The sequence below is a fragment of the Teichococcus coralli genome, assembly GCF_009829925.1.
Classification (GTDB): Bacteria; Pseudomonadota; Alphaproteobacteria; order Acetobacterales; family Acetobacteraceae; genus Pseudoroseomonas; species Pseudoroseomonas coralli.
In genome coordinates, this window is sequence record NZ_SNVJ01000001.1 from 275185 (window position 1) to 298031 (window position 22847).

The following is a 22847-nucleotide window of genomic DNA, read 5'->3' on the forward strand; positions in this document are numbered from 1 at the left end:
AACGAACGGGCCGGATGCCGCCTTACTGCTTCTGGTCGGGCATGCCTTGTGGCACCACGGTCCGCACCAGGGTCGAATCCAACGACTCGTAATCGTGGTAGCCGATGGTGTCGTACAGCTCGGCGCGGGTCTGCATGCGGGAGAGCATGCTTTGCGTGCCGCCGTCGCGGTTGATGGCGCCGTACAACTCCTCCATCGACCTGGCGGCGACGCGCAGGTGGCTGACCGGCCAGATCACCATGGCATAGCCCATCGCCTCGAACTCCTCGGCGGTGAAGAAGGGCGTGCGGCCGAACTCGGTCATGTTGGCCAGCAGCTTCACCCCTGGCATGCGGCGGGCGAACTCGCGGAACATCTCGGCATTGGTCAGCGCCTCGGGGAAGATCGCGTCCGCCCCAGCCTCCAGGTAGAGCTTCGCGCGGGCCACGGCGCCGTCCATGCCCTCGCTGGCCGCAGCGTCGGTGCGGGCGATCAGGTAGAGGTGCCGCCGCGCCTTGCGGGCGGCGGCGACCTTGGCCGCCATGTCCCGCGCATCGGCCAGCTTCTTGTCGTTGAGGTGGCCGCACTTCTTGGGCAGCAGCTGGTCCTCCAGGTGGACCGCGCCGGCGCCCGCCTCCTCGAAGCTGCGGACCATGTGCATGACGTTGAGCGCCTCGCCATAGCCGGTGTCGCCATCCACCAGGGCCGGCAGGCCCGAGGCGCGCGCCACCTGCCGGATGTGCCAGGCGACGTCATCCACCGTGATCATGCCGAGGTCGGGCAGGCCCATGCCGGCGGACATCGCCGCGCCGGACATATAGAGCGCCTCGAAGCCCGCGCGCTTCGCCAGCAGCGCGGCGATGCCGAGATGGGCGCCGGGCATGCGCAGGATCTGCGGCCGCTCCAGGAGGGCGCGGAAGCGCTGGCCAGCGGGGGCGTCAGGCAGGTCGTCGGCGATCACGTAGGGCATGGGCGCATCCTTTCTTGCCTCAGAAGAACAGCAGGGTGACCAGGATGAAGGTCGGCACCAGAAAGACCAGCGCCCATCCACAATAGCCGAAGAAGCTTGGCATCCGCTCGCCCTGCTCCTCCACGATGGCCTTCACCATGAAGTTGGGCGCGTTGCCGATATAGGAGTTGGCGCCCATGAACACCGCGCCGCAGGAGATCGCGGCAAGCGTCAGCGCGCCGTCGCCCATCAGGTGCGTGGCATCGCCGCCGGCGAGGTTGAAGAAGACGAGATAGGTCGGCGCGTTGTCGAGAAAGGAGGAGAGCGCGCCCGTCAGCCAGAAATAGACCTCCGGGATCGGCTGGCCGTTGGGGTCGGTGGTCATCGCCACCAGTCCGCCCAGCGGCCCCTCCAGCCCCGCCTTCAGCATGGCCAGCACCGGCGCCATGGTCAGGAAGATGGCGGCGAAGAGCTTCGCCACCTCCAGGATGGCGCCCCAGGTGAAGCCGTTGGTCTCGCGGATGCCGGCCGGGGTCCAGAGCACCGAGGCGGCGGTGATCAGCAGGAAGAGCAGCATCGCCGCGATGCGCTCCAGGCCGATCGGCTGGCCAAGCAGCGCCACCTCGCCCGGCAGCCAGATTCCCTGCATCAGCACGCCGGCCACCACCAGGGCCAGCAGCCCCACATTGATCCAGCCGGCGATGCCGAGCGGCTCATGGTCGCTGTCGGCCACGTGGTCGTGCTCGGCGGCCTCCTCCGCCGCCTCCTCGACGATCTCGCGCTGTTCGCGGGCATAGAGCCAGGTGTCCATCAGCCAGTACACCGCGAGCAGCAGGATGGCGCAGAACAGGAACTCGCTGAACATATGCTCGGTGGGCCAGAAGAAGGAGACGCCCTGCAGGAAACCCAGGTAGAGCGGCGGGTCGCCGAGCGGCGTCAGGCTGCCGCCGATGTTGCTCACCAGGAAGATAAAAAAGATGAAGCTGTGCATCTTCCGGCGCCGCCCGGCATTGGCCCGCAGCAGCGGCCGGATCAGCACCATCGAGGCGCCCGTGGTGCCCATGATGCTGGCCAGCAGCGTGCCGGCTGCGAGCAGCGCGGTGTTGACGCCCGGCGTGCCCACCAGCGTGCCACGCAGCAACACGCCGCCCCCGGCGGTGTAGAGGGCCAGGAGCAGGGTGATGAAGGGAAGGTATTCGCCCACCAGCACATGGGTGAACTCGTGCCAGGCGGCGTCCGGCCCGTGCAGCGCGGCGAAGGGCACCAGGAACAGCAACGCCCACCCTGCCGCGATCTTGCCGTAGTGGTGATGCCAGAGATGGCCGGCCAGCAGCGGCATCAAGGCGATGGACAGCAGCATGCCGGCGAAGGGAATGCCCCAGAGCAGGGAGAGCGCGGCCTCCTCGCCCGCGGCAGCTCCGGTGGCGGCCAGGGCCGGTCCGGCGATCAACAGAACGGGCAGCATCGCCCCCAGCGACACGGCCCATCGCCGCAACGCGCCTCCTGGCATGGCCTCTCCTCTTCGTCAGCGCAGCCGCCGCGGCGGCGGGCCCGTCCGGCTAACCGGCACCCTGCCCTACACCAGCCCAGCCCAGGGCGCCAACCCGCCCCCGCCAGACTGGCCGGGAAGGGGGGGTGGACTTCCCCCTGAGGCCCGCACGTCCTAGCTTCAGCCCGCAGAGAGGGAGAATGCCGCATGGAGATGACCGGTGAACGGCGTATCGAGGCGCCCCGCCAAACCGTTTGGGAGGGGTTGAACGACCCCGAGATTCTGCGCGCCTCGATTCCCGGTTGCGAGTCGGTCGAGCGCGTCGGGGACGATGCCTTCCAGGCGCGCGTTGCCGTCAAGATCGGGCCGATGAGCGCGCGGTTCACCGGCAAGGTGCAGCTCACCAACCTCAACCCGCCCGCCTCCTACACCATCGGCGGCGAGGGGAACGGTGGCGCCATGGGCTTCGCCCAGGGCGGCGCCGACGTCAACCTGGAGGAGGAAGGCCCGCAGGCCACGCTTTTGCGCTACGCCGTGAAGGCGCAGGTGGGTGGCAAGATGGCGCAGCTCGGCGCGCGGCTGATCGACAGCACCGCCAAGTCCATGGCCGACCAGTTCTTCACCCGCTTCGCCGAGACCGTCGCGGTCAAGCCGGTCGCCGAGGCCGATGCCGAGGAGCGCTTCGCCGCCGCCACCCTCTCCGCGCCCCGCATGGGCGACAAGGTGCTGGGCGAGACCGGCCCGCTGCACCCCGAGGTCGCCAAGGTGGACGCCGCCGCCGGCCCGCGCCCCTCGCCCCCGGCCGCCGTGCCCGGCTCCTCTCCCGGCTCGCCGCCGCAGCTCTCGCTCTTCTCGCTGCTGCCGCGGGACATCTTCGGCCTGCCGGTGGTGTTCTGGGGCGGCGGGGCGGTCTGGCTGGTGATCCTGTTCCTGCTCTTCGTGCTGGGCTGAGGCATGAGCGGCACCCTCCCCCGCACCGTCGAGGAGACCGAGCGCCTGCTCGCGGCCGGGGGCTATGTCGCCGACCGCAGCCTGGCGACCACCGTGCATCTCGCGCTCGCCATGGGCCGGCCGCTCTTCCTGGAGGGCGAGCCCGGCACCGGCAAGACCGAGATCGCGAAGGTGCTGGCCAGCGGGCTGGGGCGGCGGCTGGTCCGGCTGCAGTGCTATGACGGGCTGGACCTCTCGGCCGCCGCCTATGAGTGGAACCACGCCCAGCAGCTCATGGCGATCCGCCTGTCCGAAGCCTCGGGGGAGGCGCACACGGCGGAAGGCCGCGCGGCGCTGGAGCGCGGCATCTACGACCGCCGCTTCCTGCAGGAGCGGCCGCTGCTGGCCGCCCTTTCCGGCCCGCCGGCGGTGCTGCTGATCGACGAGCTGGACCGCGCGGACGAGCCCTTCGAGGCTTTCCTGCTGGAGATCCTGGCCGATTTCCAGCTCACCATTCCCGAGCTCGGCACCATCCGCGCCGACACCCCGCCCATCGTGGTGCTGACCAGCAACCGCACGCGCGAGGTGCACGACGCCATCCGCCGCCGCTGCCTCTACCAGTGGGTGGACTACCCCGATGCGGCGCGCGAACGGGCCATCCTGGCCAGCCGTCACCCCGGCCTGTCGGAGACGCTCTCGGCGCAGGTGGTGGCCTTCGTGCAGGCGCTGCGCTCCGGCGACTTCTTCAAGTATCCCGGCGTCGCCGAGACGATCGACTGGGCCGCCGCCCTGCGCGCGCTGGATGCGAAGGAGCTGGAGCCGGCGCTGGTGGATGAGACGGTGGGTGCCCTGCTGAAGTACCAGGACGACATCGCCAAGCTGCGCGGCGCCGAGGCGGCGCGGCTGGTCGAGGCCGCCAAGGAGGCCGCCGCGCCGCGCCCGGCCATGCCGTTCTGAGCGCCGCAGGGGCGGCGGCATGAGCGGGGCGCTGGCCGCCAACCTGCTCGGCTTCGGCCGCCTGCTGCGCCGCGCCGGCCTGCCGGTCGGCCCGACCGAGGTGCTGGCCGGGGCCGAGGCGCTGACGCTGGTGGACATCGGTGACCGCCGCGTCGTGCGCGCCGCCCTGCGCGCGACCATGGTGCACCGGCACGAGCATGCCGAGATCTTCGACCACGCTTTCCTGATCTACTGGCGCGACCCGGAGGCGGGGCAGCACGCCGCCGCCACGGAGGCGATGCAGGGGGCCAAGCCGCCGCCCAAGCCGGGCCCGGGCAGCCGCCGCCTGGCCGAGGCCATGGCCGGCCACCGCCCGCCGCCCCCGCCCGAGCCGCCGAAGGAGGAGCGGCAGTTCGACGCGACGCTCACCACCAGCGCCAGCGAGGCGCTGCGCAGGATGGACTTCGAGGCGATGGGCGCCACGGAGATCGCCGCCGCCAAGGCGGAGATCCGCAAGCTGGTCCTGCCGCTCGATGCCCGCCCGACCCGCCGCTTCCGCCCCTCCGCCGCCGGCCGCCGCGCCGACCTGCGCGCCACCCTGCGCGCCAGCCTGCACCAGGGCGGCGAGATCCTGGACCTGCGCCGCAGCGAGCGGGTGGTGCGCCCGCCGCCGCTGGTGGTGATCTGCGACATCTCCGGCAGCATGGCGCGCTACGCGCAGATCCTGCTGCACTTCCTGCACGCCGTGACCAACGAGCGCGACCGGGTGGCCAGCTTCCTGTTCGGCACCCGGCTGACCAACATCACCCGCCAGCTCCGCCACCGCGACCCCGAGGCGGCCTTCGAGATGGTCAGCCACATCGTGCCGGACTGGTCCGGCGGCACCCGCATCGGCGAGGCGCTGGACCTGTTCAACAAGCAATGGGCCCGCCGCGTGCTCGGCCAGGGCGCGGTGGTGCTGCTGATCACCGACGGGCTGGAGCGTGGCGGGCCGGAGGAACTGGCGCGGCTGGGCGCCGCCACCGAGCGGCTGCGCAACTCCTGCCGCCGTTTGATCTGGTTGAACCCGCTGCTGCGCTTCGCGGGTTTCCAGCCACGCTCCCAGGGCATCCGTGTCATGCTCCCCCTGGTGCATGAGCATCGCCCGGTCCACAACATCGAGAGCCTGCGCGACCTGGTCGAGACGCTTTCCGGCCGCGCGCCGCGCCCCGTATCCGGAGGAACGCGATGAGCGATCAGGAGGACATCCTCTCCACCGCCGCCGGCTGGCTCGCCCATGGCGAGACGGTGGCCCTCGCGACCGTGGTGGAGACCTGGGGCAGTTCGCCCCGCCCGGCCGGCTCGCAGCTCGCCGTCACCGCCTCGGGGCGGATGGCGGGCAGCGTCTCGGGCGGCTGCATCGAGGGCGCGGTGGCCGATGCCGCCCGCCAGACCATGGAGAGCGGCCAGCCGCAGCTGCTCGACTTCGGCATCAGCGACGAGCGCGCCTGGGAGGTCGGCCTGGCTTGCGGCGGCAAGCTGAAGGTCTTCGTCGAGCGGCTGGACGGGAAGCGCTGAGATGGAGGCCGATTTCCTCCAGCGCCTGCAGGCTGCACGCATGGCGGGCCGCGCCGTCGCGGTCCTGACCCGGCTGGCTGATGGCGCCCAGCTCCTCTACCCCGACGAAGCCGCGCCGACCACGCTCGCGGAGGCCGCCGGGGCCGCGCTGGCGAAGGACGCCGCCACCACGCTGGAGCATGAGGGCACGGCCTGGTTCATTCAGCCGCACAACCCGCCCCTGCGGCTGATCGTGGTGGGCGCGGTGCACATCGCCCAGGCGCTGGTGCCCTTGGCGGCGGGGCTTGGCTACGCCGTCACCGTCATCGACCCGCGGCGCGCCTTCGCGACCGAGGAGCGCTTCGGCGCCGGCGTCACGCTGGTGGACGACTGGCCCGACGAGGGCATGGCCAGCCTCGCCCCCGACGCCCGCACGGCGGTGGTGACACTGACCCACGACCCCAAGCTCGACGACCCCGCGCTGGAGGTGGCGCTGCGCAGCCCCGCCTTCTACATCGGCGCGCTGGGCAGCCGGCGCACCCATGCCAAGCGGGTGGCACGCCTCACCGAGGCCGGGCTGACCGAGGCCGAGATCGGCCGCATCGCCGCGCCGGTCGGCCTTTCCATCGGCGCCGTCACCGCTCCCGAGATCGCACTCTCCATCCTGGCCGAGATCGTCGCCCGCCGCCGCGGTGCCGCGCTGGCCGACAGGAAATCCGCATGAAGTTCGGCCCCACCCCGCTCGACGAGGCGCAGGGCGCCATCCTCGCTCATACGCTGCGCCTGCCGGGTCGCGTCCTGAAAAAGGGTACGGTGCTGGACGCCGAGGCCATTGCCGCGCTGCGCGAGGCCGGCAAGGCGGAGGTGATCGCCGCCCGGCTGGAATCCGGCGACGTGCCGGAAAACGAGGCCGCCCATCGCCTTGGCGAAGCGCTGCTCGGGCCGCTGCTGGCCCGGACCCGCGCCGCCACCGGCCGCGTGAACATCCAGGCCGATGCCGCCGGGCTGCTGGTGGTGAACGAGACGCTGGTCAACCGGCTCAACGCGCTGGACGAGAGCGTCACGCTCGCCACCCTGCCCAACCACACGCCGGTCGCGGCGCGCGAGATGCTGGCGACGGTGAAGGTCATCCCCTTCGCCGTGCCCGGCGGGGTTCTCCAGGTGGCCGAGGCGGTGGCGCGCAGCGGCAGGGCGCTCGCCATCCATCCCTTCCGGCCGCTGAAGGTGGGCCTGGTGCTGACCAAGCTGCCCGGCCTCAAGGAAAGCATCATGGAAGGCGCGGTGGAGGCGACCGAGGCGCGGGTCACCGCCCTCGCCGGCCAGCTCCTGCCGCCCGAGCGCTGCCGGCATGAGGAAGGCGCCATTGCCGAGGCGCTGGGCCGGCTGCGGAAGGCGGGCGCCGAGATGCTGCTGGTGGCCGGCGCCTCCGCCGTGGTGGACCGGCGCGACGCCGGGCCGGCGGGCGTGGTCCGCGCCGGGGGGCGGATCGAGCATTTCGGCATGCCGGTGGACCCGGGCAACCTGATCTGCCTCGGCCGCATCGGCGAGGTGCCCGCCCTGGTGCTGCCCGGCTGCGCCCGCAGCCCCAAGCTGAACGGGTTCGACTGGGTGCTGCAGCGTCTCTTCGCCGGCCTGCCGGTGACGGGAAAGGACGTCGCCGGCATGGGCGTCGGCGGGCTGCTGAAGGAGATCGACAGCCGCCCTTTGCCCCGTGAGGCCGCCGCGCGGCAGACCGTGTCCGGCGCCGCGCCGCGCCGGCCGCGCCAGGTGGCGGTGCTGGTGCTGGCCGCCGGCCGCTCCCGCCGCATGGCGCCGCTGAACAAGCTGCTGGTGCCCGACGACAAGGGGGTGCCGATGGTGGCGCGGGTGGTGAGCAACGCGCTGGAAAGCCGTGCCCGCCCGGTGATCGTCGTCACCGGCTACGAGAGCCAGCGCGTGGAGGAGGCGCTGGCCGGCAGGCCCGTGCACTTCGCCCATACGGAGGACTATGCCGAGGGGCTTTCCGCCTCGCTCAAGGCCGGGCTCGGGGCGCTGCCGCCGGAAACGGAAGGCGTGCTGGTCTGCCTGGGCGACATGCCGCTGGTGACCGGCGCCATGCTCGACCGGCTGATCGGCGCCTTCGACCCCGAGGAGGGCCGGGCCATCGTCATGCCGACCTTCCGCGGCAAGCAGGGCAACCCGATGCTGTGGTCGCGCGCCTTCCTGCCGGAGATGATGGAGATCACCGGCGATGTCGGCGCCCGCCACCTGGCCGGAAAATACGCCGAGCGCGTGGCCGAGGTGGAGATGGCCAACGACGCCGTGCTGCGCGACTTCGACACCACCGACGCGCTGCGCATGGCGCCCGACTTCGCCGGGCGGGTCTGAGGCGGCACGGCGCATGATCCTGATCGCGCTCGGCGCCAACCTGCCCGGCATGAACGGGTCGGTGCCGCTGGCCACCTGCCAGGCGGCGGCGGCGGCGCTGGACGGCATCCCCGGCCTGCGTGTCACCACCCTCTCCTCCTGGTGGGAAACGGCGCCGGAGCCGCCCGCGCCGGGCGCGCCCTGGTATGTCAACGGCGTGGCGCGCTGCGAGGGGGCGCCGGAGCCGGCGGCGCTGCTGGCTGCGCTGCAGAAGCTGGAGCAGGCGGCGGGGCGGCAGCGCCCCTACCCCAACGCGCCGCGCACGCTGGACCTCGACATCATCGCCCTGGGCGAGACGGTACGGGACGCGCCGGACCCGATCCTGCCGCACCCCCGCGCGCATCTGCGCCGCTTCGTGCTGGAGCCGCTGGCCGAGGTGGCGCCAGGCTGGGTGCATCCGCGGCTCGGGCAGGATGTTGAGGCGTTGCTGGCCGGGCTGCCGCCAGCCGCGATGCGAAGGCTCTAGGTGCCCCCTCCCGCGAAACTTGCCTTTCGCACCCGCGATGGCTATCTGGGAGGTTCGGCACGCCACTGGAATTTGGAGGCCACCTATGGCCCGCGTCACGGTCGAAGACTGCGTCCTGAAGATCCCGAACCGTTTCGAGCTGGTGCTGCTCGCGGCCCAGCGCGCGCGCAACATCAGCCGTGGCGAGGAACTCACTCTTGATCGCGACAACGACAAGAACCCGGTCGTTGCCCTGCGCGAGATCGCCGAGGACACGGTCGAGACGGCCGCGCTGGAGCAGGACCTGATCAAGTCCCTGCTGCGTGCGCCTGAGCCCGAGCCGGTGGAGGAGGAGGTCATCGACCTCATCGCCACCGACGAGAACATCTTCGGCGTCATGGACGTCAACGAGGACCAGGGCAATGAAGGCGGCGCGGGCGAAGACCTCTCGCCCGATGACATCGAGGCCGCCATCGCGGCCGAGCTCGGCGGCGGAAACCGCCGCTGAGCCGGAGGCGCGCTTGAAGCGGGACGCCGGGACCGACCTCCTCAACCCGGCGCCGTCGCCCGATCCCGCGGCGGCCGCACCCGTCATCGAGACGCCGGGCACGGACCTTGCCCGGCAGGTGGCCGCCTACGACCCGCGCGCCGATGTCGCGCTGATCGAGGCCGCCTATAATCTCGCCGCCACCGCCCATGCCTCCCAGGCACGCGAGAACGGCGACCCCTACATCACCCATCCGCTCGCCGTCGCCCGTATCCTGGCGGGCTACCGGCTCGACACCGCCACCATCGCCACCGCCCTGCTGCATGACACGGTGGAAGATACCGGCATTTCCCTGCCGGAGCTGGAGAAGCGCTTCGGCTCCGACATCGCCCGGCTGGTGGACGGCGTCACCAAGCTGACCCGGCTGGAGCTGCAGTCGGAGCGCACCAAGCAGGCCGAGAACTTCCGCAAGCTCGTCCTCGCCATGAGCGAGGACATCCGCGTGCTGCTGGTCAAGCTGGCTGACCGGCTGCACAACATGCGGACGCTGCACTTCAAGCCGCAGCCCGAGAAGCGCGCGCGCATCGCCCGCGAAACCATGGAGATCTACGCGCCGCTGGCCGAGCGCATCGGCATGGACGCGGTCAAGACCGAGCTGCAGTCGCTTTCCTTCCGCGAGTTGCAGCCGGACGCCTACCAGACCATCACCGCCCGGCTCGCCTTCCTGCGCGGCCAGGGCGCCGACTTGATCGACGAGATCGCCGCCGATCTCCGCGCCAAGCTGGAGGCGGCCGAGGTGCCGGTGATCGAGGTGAACGGGCGCGAGAAGTCGCCCTACTCGATCTGGATGAAGATGCACGAGAAGAAGGTCGAGTTCGAGCAGCTCTCGGACATCATGGCCTTCCGCATCGTCACCACGGACAAGGCGAACTGCTACGCGGCGCTCGGCGCCATCCACTCCGCCTATCGCGTGGTGCCCGGGCGCTTCAAGGACTACATCAGCACGCCCAAGCCCAACGGCTACCAGTCGCTGCACACGGGCGTCACGGTGCCGGAGCGGCGCAACGCCAAGATCGAGGTGCAGATCCGCACGCCGGACATGCACGAGATCGCCGAGTACGGCGTCGCCGCGCACTGGATGTACAAGCAGGGCGGCGCGCCGGAGGATTCCCCGAAGAAGCGCCGCTATCCCTGGGTGAGGGAGCTGCTGGAGATCCTGGAGACGGCCGCCGAGCCGCAGGACTTCCTGGAGCACACCAAGCTCGCCCTGCACCAGGACCAGGTCTTCTGCTTCACGCCCAAGGGCGACCTGATCGCCCTGCCGCGCGGCGCCACCCCGGTGGATTTCGCCTACCAGGTCCATAGCCAGGTCGGCGATGCCTGTGTCGGCGCCAAGATCAACGGCCGCATCGTCCCGCTGCGCCACCAGCTTGAGAATGGCGACCAGGTCGAGATCATCACCGCGCGCGGCGGCACGCCGAACCCGGCCTGGGAGCGCTTCGTCGTCACCGGCAAGGCCAAGGCGCGCATCAAGCGCTTCGCCATGGCGCGGCAGCGCGCGGAGTACCAGGAGCAGGGCCGCAGCGCGATCGCCCGCGCCTTCCGGCAGGAAGGGGTGGATTTCTCGGAGAAGCTGGTCGAGCCGGCGCTCAAGGTCTTCAAGTATCCGGGCTTCGAGGAGCTTTGCGTCGCGGTCGGTGCCGGGCACATCACCGGGCGCGAGGTGCTGCACGCCGCCATTCCGGAGCTGCGCGGGCCACCGCGGCCGCTCGACAACCTCCCCCTCGCCCGCGCCCGCGGCAAGCCGGGCGCCACCGTGGTCCGCACCGAGCGGCGGCGCGAGGCCAGCTCGGGCATCACCGGGCTGGTGGCGGGCATGGCCGTGCAGTTCGCCGGCTGCTGCCATCCCGTGCCGGGGGACCGCATTGTCGGCATCGTCACGACCGGCAAGGGCGTGACGGTGCACCGGGCGGACTGCCACAACCTCGAAGCCCTGGCGGCGACGCCCGAGCGCTTCCTCGACATCGACTGGGACTACGAGGCCGGCTCCAGCGGCGCCCATCTTGGCCGCCTGGACGTGGTGACGAGCAATGAGGACGCCGCCATCGCCGCCATGACGGTGGCCATCGCCAAGCAGAACGGGCGGCTGCACAACCTGCGCTTCGCCCATCGTGGCGCCGACTTCGCGGAGGTGGTGGTGGACCTGGAAGTGTCGGACCTCAGGCACCTTTCCAACGTCGTCGCGGCGCTCCGGGCCTGCCCTGGCATCATCCAGGTGGAGCGCAGCAAGGGGTGACCCCAAGGGGTGACGCCGGCCCTCCCCGGCGGTAAGGCAGCGGCATGATCATCGGCCTCGGCAACGACATCGTGGACATCCGCCGCATCGAGCGCTCGATCGAGCGCTACGGCGAGCGTTTCCTGGAGCGCGTCTTCACGCCCCTGGAGCGGAAGAAGGCGGAGAGCCGAGCGGAGAAGCTGCGTGCCGCCACCTACGCCAAGCGCTTCGCCGCCAAGGAGGCGGCCTCCAAGGCGCTCGGCACCGGGTTCCGCGACGGCGTGTTCTGGCGCGACCTCGGCGTGATCAATCTCTCCACCGGGCAACCCTCGCTGCGCTTGACCGGCGGCGCGGCCAAGCGGCTGGACACGATCACGCCTCCCGGCCACGGCGCGCAGGTCAGCCTGACCATGACCGACGAGTATCCCTACGCTCAGGCCATCGTCATCATTTCTGCGGTGCGCCTCGCGCCCCTCTAAGAGCCCGTTCGAGAATGGCTGCGGGTCGCTCTGGCGAATCTTTCCGACCGGCGCGAAAAGCCCCTCGCCGGCCCTCCGCCGCCCCACTCAAACGGGCTCTCAGGCGGAGCACTACAGCTCCAGCGCCCATTGCTCGCCCACGAGGTCGCGGCCGAAGCCGTGGTAGGATTCCTCGGAAACCAGGCGAAAGCCTTCCGCCGCGTAGATGCTGCGGGCCGCCACCAGCACGTCGTTGGTCCAGAGCGTCAGCCGCGCGTAGCCCAGTGCGCGCGCGGTGTGGATGCATTCCCTGACCAGCGCGCGGCCGATGCCGAGGCCACGCGCCTCCGGCTCCACATAGACGAGGCGCAGCTTGCCGCCCGTATCCGACTCCCGCACCAGAAAGGCGGAGCCAACCACCACGCCCTGCCGCTCCGCGATCCAGCAGCGCTCGCGCTGGGGATCGAAGGTGCGGATGAACTGCGCCACGATCTCCGCCACCAGCGCTTCAAAGCTTTCGTCCAGGCCGTACTCGCGCGCGTAGAGCGCACCGTGGCGATGCACCACCCAGCCGTAGTCGCCGGGGCGCGGCGGCCGCAACAGGAAGGGCGCCGCCACGCCCTCCGGCGCCTGGCCACCCAGCAGGCGTTCAACGACGGCAAGAGCCTCGGTCAGCCGCTCCTGGTCCCGTTCAGGCATGGCGCGCAGCATCGCGCCCACCGCCTCGCGGGAGCGCCCGTCCAGCTCGGCAAAGGTGACGCGCCCTGCCGGTGTCAAGGAAAGCAGGAGCTGGCGGCCGTCCTGGGGCGAAGGGGTCTTTGCGATGAGGCCGCGTTCCTCCAGCCCGCGCAGGACCCGGCTGAGATACCCGGAGTCGAGTTCCAGCTCCGCGCCGAGAAGGGTGGCGGTGGTGATGCCACGCTCGCCCAGCTCATAGATGATCCGCGCCTCCGTCAGCGGCAGCGGACCACCCAGCAACCCCTCGCGTAGCAGGCCCAGGCGGCGCGTGTAGAAGCGGCTGAAACGTCGTACGGCCGCGACGGCACCCCCATCGGCAGGATTCGGCACGCCCCTTCTCCTTCCTCCGCAAACCCGCTGCCAAAGTCAGATGAATATCTGCTTCAGGCAAGTTGTTTTCTGCCTCATGGTGCGGGCTCGCCCCTTCCGTGCTGCGCCGACAGGATCGCGAGGGAAAATGCGGAGGTGCGGAAAGCGACTGCTTGTTTCGCGAGCGGCTCTGCCCCTCCCCCCGTCCTGTGTTCCGCCGCCGTCCTGCAAGCGCCTCCAAGAGTTGTCGCGGGTGCGCCGAAATATGGGACTGGCGGCTCAATGCGGCCTGCGGCGCGGTGCGGATGCGAATTCCGCCGGGGCAGCGTGATCCTTTGCAGCCCGCGCGACCCCTCGGGACCGGCTTCCGCGAAGCCGGATGCCGCTTCCAACGCACGCGGCAGGGGCCCATGCGCCAGATCGGGGCGGCCGAGGGCCTGCGCCGCATGACCCGCGCCCGTACGCTGGAACTGGGATGCATGCCGCCGCCGCCCTGCGGGAGGACCGTCATCCCCCGGCGCGGAGTGCGTCCTTGATCCGCCGCATCCGGCCTTCGCCGTCCACCAGCACCACGTCAAAGCGGATGCCGCCGGATCCGTGGCCGGGATTCGCTGCCATCCAGGCCTCGGCGGCAGCCAGCAATCGCGCCTGCTGGCGCGCGCCAAGCGCGAAGGCAGCCTCCGCCAGACGCGGGCGCGCCTTCACCTCGATGAAGGCCAGCAGGCCCCGGCATTCGCCGATCAGGTCGATTTCTCCCGCGCCGCTGCGCCAGCGACGAGCCAGGATGCGCCATCCTTCCGCCTCCAGGCGCAGGGCGACGCGTTCCTCCGCCGCACGCCCACGCGCCTCGGCGGCGCGACGGACGGGTGAGGCGTTCGAAGCTTCGGCGACAGGCATGGCGCCACTGTTCACGCGGATGCGACACGGCGCAACCGGCTCTGTGGAGACGGGCCGAATTCCTCTACACCAACGGCATGCGACAACGACCCGGGCGGCTCCGCCGTTTCCTGATGCGGGGCCTGCTGACGGCCACGCTGTTGCTGGTTCTGGCGGTGGCCGGGGTGGCGGGCCTGCTCTGGGCCAGCCTGCCGCCGCATTCCGGGCGCGTTGCCCTGCCCGGCCTCTCCGCTCCCGCGCAGGTCGTGGAGGATGGCTTCGGCATCCCCCGGATCACGGCCGCCAGCGAGCGGGACGCCGCGATGACGCTGGGCTGGCTGCATGCGCGGGACAGACTCTTCCAGATGGAGCTGATGCGCCGCAACGCTGCGGGGCGGCTGGCGGAACTCGCCGGCCCCGCCGCCCTGCGGCTGGACCGCTTCCATCGCACACTTGGGCTGGAGGGGCGCGCCGAGAAGGATTTCGCCGCTCTTCCCGCCGAAACCCGCGACATCCTGCAGGCTTATGCGGATGGGGTGAATGCCTGGATGGAGGCCAAGGGCCGGCTCGCAGCGCCGGAATTCCTGGCGCTCGGCATTCCGGAGCCCTGGCGTCCCTGGGATTCGCTGCTCTGGGCCAAGACGATGGGGCTGTGGCTTTCCGGCAACTGGCGCACCGAGATCGATCGCGCCCGGCTTGCGTCGCTGCTCCCGCCCGATTGGCTGGCCGAGCTGTGGCCGGCCGACGGCAGTCCGGGACGCCCCGATCAGCGCGCTGCCCTGGCGCCGGACCGGCTGGCGCGCCTCGCCGCCGCCGTGCCGCACTTCCCCGAGGATGCGCCGCTGCCCGCCACCGCATCCAACGTCTGGGCGGTGAACGGCGCCCATTCGGTAACGGGGGCGCCGCTGCTCGCTTCCGATCCGCATCTCGGCTTCAACGCCCCGATCCTCTGGTACCTCGTCCGCGTTGAGTTGCCGGAGGGCCGCTTTCTCGCCGGCGCCACCTCGCCCGGTGTTCCCTTCATGGTCATCGGCCGCAACGAGCGGATCGCCTGGGGATTCACCACCACCTCCTCGGACACGCAGGACGTCTTCGTCGAGCGGCTCGCCGGGTCGGACCGCTATGAGACGCCGGATGGCCCCCGGCCCTTCACCCTTCGCGAGGAAGCCATCCCGGTGCGTGGGCGCGCGCCCGAGCTGCTGCGGGTGCGCGAGACCCGGCACGGCCCGGTGGTGAGCGACCTGGAAGGCAGCCCGGAGGAAGGCACCGTGCTGGCCGTGCGCATGGCCAACCTGGAGCCGGAGGACAGCGCGGCAGCCGGACTGCTGGCGCTGAACCGCGCCACCTCGCTCGCGGAGGCGCGGGCGGCGGCAGCGCTCATCACCTCGCCGCCGCAGAACCTGATGGTGGCCGATGCGGCGGGCGGCATCGCCATGTACCTGACCGGGCGGACGCCGATCCGCCGCGCGGGCGATGGCAGCCAGCCCGCTCCGGGCTGGGACGGCAGCCACGACTGGGTCGGCTTCGTGCCCTTCGACGAGATGCCGCATCGGGAGAACCCGCCCGGCGGCCAGTTGGTCAATGCCAACAACCGGGTGCAGCCCGGGGATGCGGAGCCCTATCTCGGCCGCGACTGGTTCGGCGACTGGCGCTTTCGCCGTATCCAGGATCTCCTGGCGCAGCGCGAGCGGCAGGCGCCGCAGGATCTCGCCGTCATGCAGCGGGATTCGATCAGCCTCTTCGCCCGGGACACCCTGCCGGTGCTGCGCGCCCTTCCCCGCCCCGCGGGCACGGCGGGCGCGGCGCGCGACCTCTTGCTCTCCTGGGACGGCAGCATGGCCACCGACCGTCCTCAGCCACTGATCTTCAACGCCTGGTGGCGGGCAGCGGCGCGGCTCGCCCTGGCCCATGGCGGCGTGCCGGAAGGCGCCTGGCCGGCCACCGCGGAATTCCTGCGCTTCGTGCTGCGGCCCGACGGCGCCGGCGCGCACTGGTGCCGCCCACGAGCCGAAGCCGGCCAGCCGCAAGCGGCGCCGCCCTTCGCGCCTGGCGGAGCCTGCGCCGCCCTGGCCACGCAGGCCCTTGAGGAAGCGGCGGCAGAACTGGTCGGGCGCTACGGGCCGGAACCCGCCGCCTGGCGCTGGGGCGAGGCGCATCAGGCGCGGTTCACCCATCCGCTGCTGCGCTTCCTGCCCGTGCTGGGCGAGTGGAGCACCATCGCCGTCCCGACACCCGGCGACGGCGAGACGGTCAACCGGGGCGGCCTCGGCGCCGGCTTCGCGCATGTCCACGGCCCCGGCCTGCGCGCGGTGTTCGATCTTTCCGGCCCTGAAGGTGTCTGGGCGGTGATCGGCACCGGCCAGTCGGGCAACCCGCTCTCGGCCCACTGGGGGGATCAGGCGCCGCTCTGGGCCGCGCCGCGCGCCGAGGATGGTCCGTTGTTGCTGCAGCTCGGCCGCGGCTCGGAGGCGCGGGGGGGCCAGCTCACGCTGGCGCCGCGCTGATGGAGTGCAAGCCGTGGCGCATCGGCAGTTGCATCCGTCGCTGCGGGCGGAGAAAGTAGGAAAAACATGCTGCACCGTTCGGCCCGCCGCCCGCACTTCTTCTACACGACCGCTCCGCTGCCCTGCCCCTATCTGGCCGGCCGCATGGAGCGGAAGATCGTGACCGAACTGACCGGCCCGGAGGCCGAGGCGTTGCACGACCGCCTCTCCCGCGCCGGCTTCCGCCGCAGCCACAACATCGCCTATTCGCCGGTCTGCCCGGGCTGCCAGGCCTGCATCCCCATCCGCATCGACGCCACCCGCTTCGTGCCCGACCGCACCCAGCGCCGCATCCTGCGCGCCAACGAGACCGTGGCGGGCGAGGCGACGCCCGCCCGCGCCACCGCGGAGCAGTTCGCGCTGTTCCAGCGCTACCAGCGCGCCCGCCACCAGGACGGCGACATGGCCGCGATGGGCTTCTACGACTACCGCGCCATGGTCGAGGACACGCCGATCACCACCGGCCTCGTGGAGTTCCGCGACGGCGCGACCGGGCAGTTGCTGGGCGCCTGCCTGACGGACTGGCTGAGCGACGGGCTTTCCGCCGTCTACTCCTTCTACGAGCCATCGCTGGAGAAGCGCTCGCTCGGCACCTTCGCCGTGCTCTGGCTGGTGCGGCGGGCGGTGGAAATGGGGCTGCCCTACGTTTATCTCGGCTACTGGGTGCCCCAGAGCCGGAAGATGGCCTACAAGGCGCGCTTCCGGCCCAGCGAGATCCTCACCGGTGGCGCCTGGCGCCCGCTGGACGAGCGCGCCTCGGCCGAACCGGCGATGCTCACCGGCGTCCTGAGCCCTCAATAGGGCCAGCGCCCCAGCCAAAGCGTTTCCGCGATGTTTTCCGCCCCGGCTGCCAGCATGGCCAGCCGGTCGAAGCCGAGCGCGATGCCGGCGGTGGCCGGCATTCCCAGGGTCAGGGCGTCCAGGAAGTCCTGGTCCACAGGCCAGCCCTCGCCATAGAGGCGCCGCCGCTCCGCCACGTCATGGGCGAAGCGTTCGGCCTGCTCGGCGGCATCGGTCAGCTCGTCGAAGGCATTGGCCAGTTCCAGCCCGGCGACGAACAGCTCGAAGCGCAGCGCCGCGCGCGGGTCGGCCGGATCGCGCCGGGCCAGCGCGGCCTGCGGCGCCGGCCAGTGGGTCAGGAAAGTGGCGCGGCCCCGCCCGAGATGCGGCTCGATCCGCTCCAGCAGCAGGCGGAAGAACAGGTCCTCCCAGCCTTCGCCGGGGCGCGGACCGAACCCGGCCGCGCGGGCGGCGGCCCGCAGGGCGGCGGCATCCCCTTCGCCCCCGGCGCCCAGCGTCGCCAGGATGTCGAGGCCGTTGCAGTGGCGGCGAAAGGCCTCGGCCATGGTGAGGCGTTCAAAGGGCGAAGCCAGGTCGGTTTCCACGCCGCCATGCGCGACGCGCGACGGCAGCACGGCGCGGAGATAGGCCTCCGTCTCGTCCATCAGCGCGCCGAGCCCCGCGCCGGGACGGTACCATTCCAGCATCGTGAACTCGGGCGAATGGCGCTCGCTGACCTCGCCGTTGCGCCACACCCGGGCGATCTCGAAGACCGGCCCCGCCCCCGCCACCAGCAGCCGCTTGATCGCCAGCTCGGGCGAGGTGCGCAGCCAGAGCAGGAAGCTGCCCTCCCCCAGAATCGGGCGGAACTCGCTGCGAAAGGCGGCGAGATGCACCTCCATGCCGGGCGCCGGCACCAGGGCGGGCGTTTCCACCTCGCAATAGCCGCGCGCGCCGAAGAATGCCCGTGTCTCGGCCAGCAGGCGGGCGCGGCGGCGCAGCGCCGGCAAGCGTGCGGCAAGGCTGTGCGGGTGCCAGGATGGCGGGGCGGATGGCAGGTCGGCGGGATCGGGCATTGCGGGCGCGGGGCCTCCGGGCGTAAGGCGCCCGACCATGCCCGACGGTTCCCCCCAATTGAAGCCGCGCACGTTGCGGGACGCGCAGAGCCTGGCCGAGGCCGGGCTGATCCCGCCCGAGGCCCAGGCTGGGCTGGCCAGGCTTTCCGCGACCTATGCCATCGCCGTTTCTCCCGCGGTTCAGGCGCTGATCGACCCCGCCGACCCGGCGGACCCGATCGCCCGGCAATACATCCCGGATGCGGCCGAGCTGGTCACCCTGCCGCAGGAGCGCAGCGACCCGACCAGCGATGCTCCCTTCACCCCCGTGAAGGGCGTGGTGCACCGCTACCCCGACCGGGCCCTGCTGAAGCCGTTGCTGGCCTGTCCGGTCTATTGCCGCTTCTGCTTCCGGCGCGAGGTGGTGGGGCCGGATGGCGGGCTGCTCACGGCGGCGGAGCTGGAGGCGGCGCTGGACTGGTTCGCGGGCAGCCCGCAGGTGCGGGAGGCGATCCTGACCGGCGGCGACCCGCTGATGCTTTCGCCCCGGCGGCTCCGCCATGTCGTGCAGCGGCTCTCGGCGATGCCGCATATCGACATCATCCGCCTTCATTCCCGCGTTCCGGTGGCAGCGCCGGAGCGGATCACTCCGGCACTGGCTGAGGCGCTGGAGACGGAGAAGGCGCTGTTCCTGTGCGTCCATGCCAACCATGCCAGGGAATTCGCCGCCCCTGCCCGCGCGGCGCTGCGGCGGCTGGCAGGAGCCGGCGTGGGGCTGCTCGGGCAGAGCGTGCTGCTGCGGGGCGTGAACGACAGCCCGGAGGCGCTGGAAGCCCTGTTCCGCGCCATGCTGGCCGCGCGGGTGAAGCCCTATTACCTGCACCAGCTCGACCGCGCGCCCGGCACCGCGCGCTTCGAGGTGCCCATCGAGGAAGGCCGCCGTATCCTGCGGACGCTGCGGGGGAGGCTGACCGGCCTCGCCTGGCCCACCTACGTGCTCGACCTGCCCGGCGGGGCCGGCAAGGCGCCGCTGGGACCGGATTTCGCCACCGCCGAGGGTTTGGACTGGATGGTTGAAGGGCCGCTCGACGGGCTGGCTCATCGGCATCCGGCCTCGGGCGCCTGACCCGATGATCCCGCCGGAGTTCGACGCTGCCTTTCGCGAGCAGTTGCACACCCTTTTCGCGTGGCGGCGCGACGTACGGCATTTCCGCCCCGATCCGGTTCCGGAAGCGTTGCTCGGACGCCTGCTGGAGACGGCGGCGCTCGCCCCCTCGGTCGGTCTCAGCCAGCCCTGGCGCTTCGTCACCGTGGACGAGCCGGCGCGGCGCGCGGCCATCCGCGAGAATTTTCTGGCCTGCAACGCCACGGCCCTGGCCGGGCAGGGATCCACCCGCGCCGCGCTTTACGCCAGGCTCAAGCTGGAAGGGTTGGACCAGGCACCCTGTCAGTTCGCGCTCTGCGTCGAGCCGGACCCGGCGCAGGGGCATGGGCTCGGACGCGCCACCATGCCGGAGACGGTAGCGTATTCCGCCGTCATGGCGCTGCACACGCTGTGGCTGGCCGCCCGCGCCGAGGGGCTCGGCCTGGGCTGGGTCTCGATCCTGGAGCCCGCGGCGGTGCTGGCGGCGCTGGAGGTGCCGGCCTCCTGGCGGCTGATCGGGTATTTCTGCCTGGGATGGCCGCCGCAGGCCGAGGAGCAGCCGGAGCTGGAGCGGGAAGGCTGGGAGCACCGCCGCGCGGCCGCCGCGCTGCGGCTGCGGCGCTGACCGCCAAGGCGGATCCGGCTGCGGATGGCGATACTCGTCCGCGGCTGCTCTGCGATCGGAACGCCGGACCTTCCTGCGGGAAGCGCCTCCGGAGCAGCATGGGGCGCCAACGGCAACGCCGCGCCGGCAACCCCGGAAGCACCGGGCGGCCGGCCCCTCGCGAAGCCACGAGGATGCCCTTGTCCGTTGCGGCGAAGCTCCTCCTCCGCCGCCAGACCGGCTAGGCTGCCTGGATGGCCCTCACCCTCTCGATCCTCGACCAGTCCACCATCGCCTCCGGCCGCACGGCGGACGCAGCCATCCGCGAAAGCCTGGCGATGGCGCAGTTCGCCGATCGCCTGGGCTATGCCCGCTACTGGCTGGCCGAGCACCACAACAGCCAGAGCCATGCCGGGGCGGCGCCGGAGATCCTGCTGGCCGGCATTGCCGCCACCACGCAGCGCATCCGCCTCGGCTCGGCCGGGATCATGCTGCCGCATTACGCGTCGCTGAAGGTGGCCGAGCAGTTCCGCGTTCTGGAGGCGCTGGCGCCGGGCCGGGTGGATCTCGGCGTCGGCCGCGCGCCGGGGAGCGACGGCCGCACCGCCTATGCGCTGAACCCGCTCGCCGCCCAGCAGGGCGCCGACCGCTTTCCCGCCCAGGTGCAGGAGCTGCTGGGCTGGCTCGGCGAAGGCTTGCCGGACAACCACCCCTTCCGCACCATCCGTGCCCAGCCCGAGGGGCCGACGCGGCCGGAGGTCTGGATGCTGGGCAGCTCCGAATACGGCGCCCAGCTCGCCGCCTATCTGGGCCTGCCCTACTGCTTCGCGCATTTCATCACCGATGGCGCCGGCGCGGCGGAGGCGCTCTCGCTCTACCGCCAGACCTTCCGCCCCGAGGCCGGGCGGCTGGCCGCGCCGCACGCCGCGCTCGGCGTCTTCGCCCTCTGCGCGGAAACGGAGGCGGAGGCGCAGCGCCTCTTCCTCTCGCGCGCCGTCTGGCGCCTCTCGCGCGACCGCGGCATCTACCCGCCCCTGCCGAGCGTGGCGGAGGCCGAGGCCTATCCCGCCACCCCCGCCGAGGCGGCGAAGATGGAGCGGATGCGCGAGCGCGCCATCATCGGCACCCCGGAGCAGGTGCGCGCGCGCCTGGAGTCGCTGGCCGCGGAGATGGGCGCGGAGGAGATCGCGGTGCTGAGCCCGGTGCATGACCCCGCCGCCCGCCGGGAATCCGTGCGGCTGCTGGCCCGCGCCTTCGACCTTCCGGGCAGCGCGAAGGCGGCCGTTCCTTGACAGGCGAGGCACCCCGCGCTCTACCCCCTTCCACGGTCGCGGCGGCTGGCGCGACGATCCGAACCAGGGCCTCGCGCGAACCCACCGATGAGCAAGAAGACGGGCGGCTGGCTCGAAAGCATCAAGACCGTGGTCTATGCCGGCCTGATCGCCGTCGGCATCCGCACGGTTGCCTTCGAGCCGTTCAACATTCCCTCGGGCAGCATGATCCCCACCCTGCTGGTGGGCGACTACCTGTTCGTCTCGAAATACGCCTACGGCTATTCGAAGCACTCGATCCCGTTCAGCCCCGACCTGTTCCAGGGGCGCATTCTCGGCAGCCTGCCGGAGCGCGGGGATGTGGCGGTGTTCAAGTTCCCCCGCGACAACACGACCGACTACATCAAGCGCATCGTCGGCCTGCCGGGCGACCACATCCAGATGCGCGGCGGCCGGCTCTACGTGAACAACCAGGAAGTGCCGCGCGAGTCCCTGGGCCTCTACACGGTCGAGGGCGACGGGCCGCGCATGACGGTGCGGCTGTTCCGCGAGCGGCTGCCGGCCTCGCCCGGCGGCGATCCTGTGCAGCACCGCATCCTGGAGGCGTCGGACGAGGGCCCCTACGACAACACGCCGGAATTCGTCGTGCCGCCGGGGAATGTCTTCGCCATGGGCGACAACCGGGACAACAGCCTCGACAGCCGCGACATGGACCGTGGCGTCGGCTTCGTGCCGGTGGAGAACCTGGTCGGGCGGGCGGAAATGATTTTCTTCAGCGTGGACGGCAGCGCCGCCTGGTGGGAGGTGTGGGACTGGCCCTTCGCCATCCGCTGGAGCCGGCTGTTTCAGGTCGTCCGTTGACGGAGCACGCCGCATGAGTGGGAACGGTCCCGCCGCGCCGGCCGGGGCCGGCTTCCTGTCGCGCCTCGGGCACGTCTTCACCGATCCTGGGCTGCTGTCGCAGGCACTCACCCACCGCTCCGCCGCCGACCCGCGGCGGGGCATGCTCGATTCCAACGAACGGCTGGAGTTCCTCGGCGACCGCGTGCTGGCGCTGGCCACGGCCGAATGGCTGGTCGAGCGCTTCCCCGAGGAGCGGGAGGGCGCGCTGGGCAAGCGCCTTTCCGTGCTGGTGGCGGCCGAGACGCTGGCCAAGGTGGGCGAGGCGATCGGCCTGCCCGCCGCGTTGCGCGTGCCGCCCGCCGAGGGCCGCACCGGCCTGCGCGGGCGCGTCACCGTCATCGCGGACGCCACCGAGGCGCTGATCGGCGCCCTCTACCTCGACGGCGGGCTGGAGGTGGCGCGCAATTTCGTCCGGCGCGAATGGGCGGGCTTCCTGGAAGCCGACCTGACGCCCCCTATGTCTGCCAAGAGCCGCCTGCAGGAACACACGCTCGGCCGGGCCGAAGGGTTGCCGGAATACCGCCTGGTCTCCACCACCGGCCCGTCGCATAAGCCGGTCTTCGTCGTCGCGGTGCGCGCGGCGGGCCGGGAAGCTGAGGGGCGGGGCGAGTCGAAGCGCGCGGCCGAGCAGGCGGCGGCCGAGACCTGGCTGGCCCAGGCCCAACAGAGCGGGTCCCAACAGAGCGGGTCCCAACAGACCGGGGCGCAGCAGGCGGGGCGGGAGAGCACATGAC

General features: G+C 71.7%; 22 protein-coding genes. 17 read left to right on the forward strand and 5 right to left on the reverse strand.

Annotation, left to right across the window (positions count from 1 at the left end; genetic code table 11):
• Positions 1 to 22: 22 nt before the first annotated feature.
• Positions 23 to 949 (reverse strand): methylisocitrate lyase, encoded by a 927-nt coding sequence (prpB, locus tag E0493_RS01290; protein WP_160935093.1) that lies wholly within the window; start codon positions 947 to 949, stop codon positions 23 to 25.
• A gap of 19 nt (positions 950 to 968) precedes the next feature.
• Positions 969 to 2423, reverse strand: coding sequence for a sodium:proton antiporter (locus tag E0493_RS01295; protein WP_235913521.1), 1455 nt, complete (start codon positions 2421 to 2423; stop codon positions 969 to 971).
• A gap of 201 nt (positions 2424 to 2624) precedes the next feature.
• On the opposite strand from E0493_RS01295, the gene E0493_RS01300 reads away from it, so the two are divergent.
• The 10 genes from E0493_RS01300 (at position 2625) to acpS (ending at position 11911) form a co-directional block, all read left to right on the forward strand.
• Positions 2625 to 3368, forward strand: coding sequence for an SRPBCC family protein (locus E0493_RS01300; protein WP_160935094.1), 744 nt, complete (start codon positions 2625 to 2627; stop codon positions 3366 to 3368).
• Positions 3369 to 3371: 3 nt separating this feature from the next.
• Complete coding sequence (locus E0493_RS01305) at positions 3372 to 4304, forward strand: AAA family ATPase (RefSeq protein WP_160935095.1); 933 nt, start codon at positions 3372 to 3374, stop codon at positions 4302 to 4304.
• Positions 4305 to 4323: 19 nt separating this feature from the next.
• The gene (locus tag E0493_RS01310) at positions 4324 to 5514 is read left to right on the forward strand and encodes a vWA domain-containing protein (protein WP_160935096.1); all 1191 of its coding nucleotides are present in this window, start codon (positions 4324 to 4326) and stop codon (positions 5512 to 5514) included.
• Positions 5511 to 5840, forward strand: a complete 330-nt coding sequence (locus E0493_RS01315) for an XdhC family protein (RefSeq protein WP_160935097.1) — start codon at positions 5511 to 5513, stop codon at positions 5838 to 5840. The genes E0493_RS01310 and E0493_RS01315 overlap by 4 nt, the downstream gene beginning before the upstream one ends.
• Position 5841: 1 nt before the next feature.
• On the forward strand, positions 5842 to 6543 hold the full coding sequence (locus tag E0493_RS01320; protein WP_160935098.1) for an XdhC family protein: 702 nt from the start codon (positions 5842 to 5844) through the stop codon (positions 6541 to 6543).
• Positions 6540 to 8186: an NTP transferase domain-containing protein gene (locus tag E0493_RS01325; protein ID WP_160935099.1), complete on the forward strand. Its 1647-nt coding sequence runs from the start codon at positions 6540 to 6542 to the stop codon at positions 8184 to 8186. The genes E0493_RS01320 and E0493_RS01325 overlap by 4 nt, the downstream gene beginning before the upstream one ends.
• Positions 8187 to 8199: 13 nt before the next feature.
• Positions 8200 to 8691, forward strand: coding sequence for a 2-amino-4-hydroxy-6-hydroxymethyldihydropteridine diphosphokinase (gene folK / locus E0493_RS01330; RefSeq protein WP_160935100.1), 492 nt, complete (start codon positions 8200 to 8202; stop codon positions 8689 to 8691).
• An 85-nt stretch (positions 8692 to 8776) separates the two neighbouring features.
• Complete coding sequence (gene rpoZ, locus E0493_RS01335; protein ID WP_160935101.1) at positions 8777 to 9178, forward strand: DNA-directed RNA polymerase subunit omega; 402 nt, start codon at positions 8777 to 8779, stop codon at positions 9176 to 9178.
• Positions 9126 to 11453 (forward strand): RelA/SpoT family protein, encoded by a 2328-nt coding sequence (locus E0493_RS01340; protein WP_160935102.1) that lies wholly within the window; start codon positions 9126 to 9128, stop codon positions 11451 to 11453. The genes rpoZ and E0493_RS01340 overlap by 53 nt, the downstream gene beginning before the upstream one ends.
• Before the next feature lie 44 nt (positions 11454 to 11497).
• On the forward strand, positions 11498 to 11911 hold the full coding sequence (gene acpS, locus E0493_RS01345; protein WP_160935103.1) for a holo-ACP synthase: 414 nt from the start codon (positions 11498 to 11500) through the stop codon (positions 11909 to 11911).
• 111 nt (positions 11912 to 12022) lie between these two features.
• Here acpS and E0493_RS01350 read toward each other — a convergent pair whose 3' ends face one another.
• Both E0493_RS01350 and E0493_RS01355 read right to left on the reverse strand, forming a co-directional pair.
• The gene (locus E0493_RS01350) at positions 12023 to 12958 is read right to left on the reverse strand and encodes a bifunctional helix-turn-helix transcriptional regulator/GNAT family N-acetyltransferase (protein WP_160935104.1); all 936 of its coding nucleotides are present in this window, start codon (positions 12956 to 12958) and stop codon (positions 12023 to 12025) included.
• 486 nt (positions 12959 to 13444) lie between these two features.
• Complete coding sequence (locus E0493_RS01355; protein ID WP_160935105.1) at positions 13445 to 13834, reverse strand: YraN family protein; 390 nt, start codon at positions 13832 to 13834, stop codon at positions 13445 to 13447.
• Positions 13835 to 13911: 77 nt separating this feature from the next.
• Here E0493_RS01355 and E0493_RS01360 point away from each other — a divergent pair, with 77 nt between their 5' ends.
• On the forward strand, positions 13912 to 16317 hold the full coding sequence (locus E0493_RS01360; protein WP_160935106.1) for a penicillin acylase family protein: 2406 nt from the start codon (positions 13912 to 13914) through the stop codon (positions 16315 to 16317).
• A gap of 66 nt (positions 16318 to 16383) precedes the next feature.
• Positions 16384 to 17157, forward strand: a complete 774-nt coding sequence (locus tag E0493_RS01365) for an arginyltransferase (protein ID WP_160935107.1) — start codon at positions 16384 to 16386, stop codon at positions 17155 to 17157.
• Here E0493_RS01365 and epmA read toward each other — a convergent pair.
• Positions 17151 to 18212, reverse strand: coding sequence for an EF-P lysine aminoacylase EpmA (gene epmA, locus E0493_RS01370; protein WP_160935108.1), 1062 nt, complete (start codon positions 18210 to 18212; stop codon positions 17151 to 17153). The genes E0493_RS01365 and epmA overlap by 7 nt on opposite strands.
• 37 nt (positions 18213 to 18249) lie before the next feature.
• Between epmA and E0493_RS01375 the strand changes: the two genes are divergently transcribed.
• The 5 genes from E0493_RS01375 to rnc all read left to right on the forward strand — a co-directional run bounded on the left by E0493_RS01375 (position 18250) and on the right by rnc (position 22846).
• Entirely contained in the window at positions 18250 to 19317 is a 1068-nt protein-coding gene (locus E0493_RS01375) for a lysine-2,3-aminomutase-like protein (RefSeq protein ID WP_160935109.1), read from the forward strand.
• Between the two features lie 4 nt (positions 19318 to 19321).
• Positions 19322 to 19960 (forward strand): 5,6-dimethylbenzimidazole synthase, encoded by a 639-nt coding sequence (gene bluB, locus E0493_RS01380; protein WP_160935110.1) that lies wholly within the window; start codon positions 19322 to 19324, stop codon positions 19958 to 19960.
• Between the two features lie 233 nt (positions 19961 to 20193).
• Positions 20194 to 21231 (forward strand): LLM class flavin-dependent oxidoreductase, encoded by a 1038-nt coding sequence (locus E0493_RS01385; protein ID WP_160935111.1) that lies wholly within the window; start codon positions 20194 to 20196, stop codon positions 21229 to 21231.
• 87 nt (positions 21232 to 21318) lie between these two features.
• Positions 21319 to 22071 (forward strand): signal peptidase I, encoded by a 753-nt coding sequence (gene lepB, locus E0493_RS01390; protein WP_160935112.1) that lies wholly within the window; start codon positions 21319 to 21321, stop codon positions 22069 to 22071.
• Between the two features lie 13 nt (positions 22072 to 22084).
• Positions 22085 to 22846: a ribonuclease III gene (rnc, locus tag E0493_RS01395; protein ID WP_160935113.1), complete on the forward strand. Its 762-nt coding sequence runs from the start codon at positions 22085 to 22087 to the stop codon at positions 22844 to 22846.
• The last annotated feature ends 1 nt before the right edge of the window (position 22847 follow it).

Bases quoted from the DNA above. Each gene is read 5' to 3' on its own strand.
- prpB (WP_160935093.1), bottom strand. From the start codon at position 949: ATGCCCTACGTGATCGCCGACGACCTGCCTGACGCCCCCGCTGGCCAG.
- E0493_RS01300 (WP_160935094.1), top strand. From the start codon at position 2,625: ATGGAGATGACCGGTGAACGGCGTATCGAGGCGCCCCGCCAAACCGTT.
- E0493_RS01305 (WP_160935095.1), top strand. From the start codon at position 3,372: ATGAGCGGCACCCTCCCCCGCACCGTCGAGGAGACCGAGCGCCTGCTC.
- E0493_RS01310 (WP_160935096.1), top strand. From the start codon at position 4,324: ATGAGCGGGGCGCTGGCCGCCAACCTGCTCGGCTTCGGCCGCCTGCTG.
- E0493_RS01315 (WP_160935097.1), top strand. From the start codon at position 5,511: ATGAGCGATCAGGAGGACATCCTCTCCACCGCCGCCGGCTGGCTCGCC.
- E0493_RS01320 (WP_160935098.1), top strand. From the start codon at position 5,842: ATGGAGGCCGATTTCCTCCAGCGCCTGCAGGCTGCACGCATGGCGGGC.
- E0493_RS01325 (WP_160935099.1), top strand. From the start codon at position 6,540: ATGAAGTTCGGCCCCACCCCGCTCGACGAGGCGCAGGGCGCCATCCTC.
- folK (WP_160935100.1), top strand. From the start codon at position 8,200: ATGATCCTGATCGCGCTCGGCGCCAACCTGCCCGGCATGAACGGGTCG.
- rpoZ (WP_160935101.1), top strand. From the start codon at position 8,777: ATGGCCCGCGTCACGGTCGAAGACTGCGTCCTGAAGATCCCGAACCGT.
- E0493_RS01340 (WP_160935102.1), top strand. From the start codon at position 9,126: ATGACATCGAGGCCGCCATCGCGGCCGAGCTCGGCGGCGGAAACCGCC.
- acpS (WP_160935103.1), top strand. From the start codon at position 11,498: ATGATCATCGGCCTCGGCAACGACATCGTGGACATCCGCCGCATCGAG.
- E0493_RS01355 (WP_160935105.1), bottom strand. From the start codon at position 13,834: ATGCCTGTCGCCGAAGCTTCGAACGCCTCACCCGTCCGTCGCGCCGCC.
- E0493_RS01360 (WP_160935106.1), top strand. From the start codon at position 13,912: ATGCGACAACGACCCGGGCGGCTCCGCCGTTTCCTGATGCGGGGCCTG.
- E0493_RS01365 (WP_160935107.1), top strand. From the start codon at position 16,384: ATGCTGCACCGTTCGGCCCGCCGCCCGCACTTCTTCTACACGACCGCT.
- epmA (WP_160935108.1), bottom strand. From the start codon at position 18,212: ATGCCCGATCCCGCCGACCTGCCATCCGCCCCGCCATCCTGGCACCCG.
- E0493_RS01375 (WP_160935109.1), top strand. From the start codon at position 18,250: ATGCCCGACGGTTCCCCCCAATTGAAGCCGCGCACGTTGCGGGACGCG.
- bluB (WP_160935110.1), top strand. From the start codon at position 19,322: ATGATCCCGCCGGAGTTCGACGCTGCCTTTCGCGAGCAGTTGCACACC.
- E0493_RS01385 (WP_160935111.1), top strand. From the start codon at position 20,194: ATGGCCCTCACCCTCTCGATCCTCGACCAGTCCACCATCGCCTCCGGC.
- lepB (WP_160935112.1), top strand. From the start codon at position 21,319: ATGAGCAAGAAGACGGGCGGCTGGCTCGAAAGCATCAAGACCGTGGTC.
- rnc (WP_160935113.1), top strand. From the start codon at position 22,085: ATGAGTGGGAACGGTCCCGCCGCGCCGGCCGGGGCCGGCTTCCTGTCG.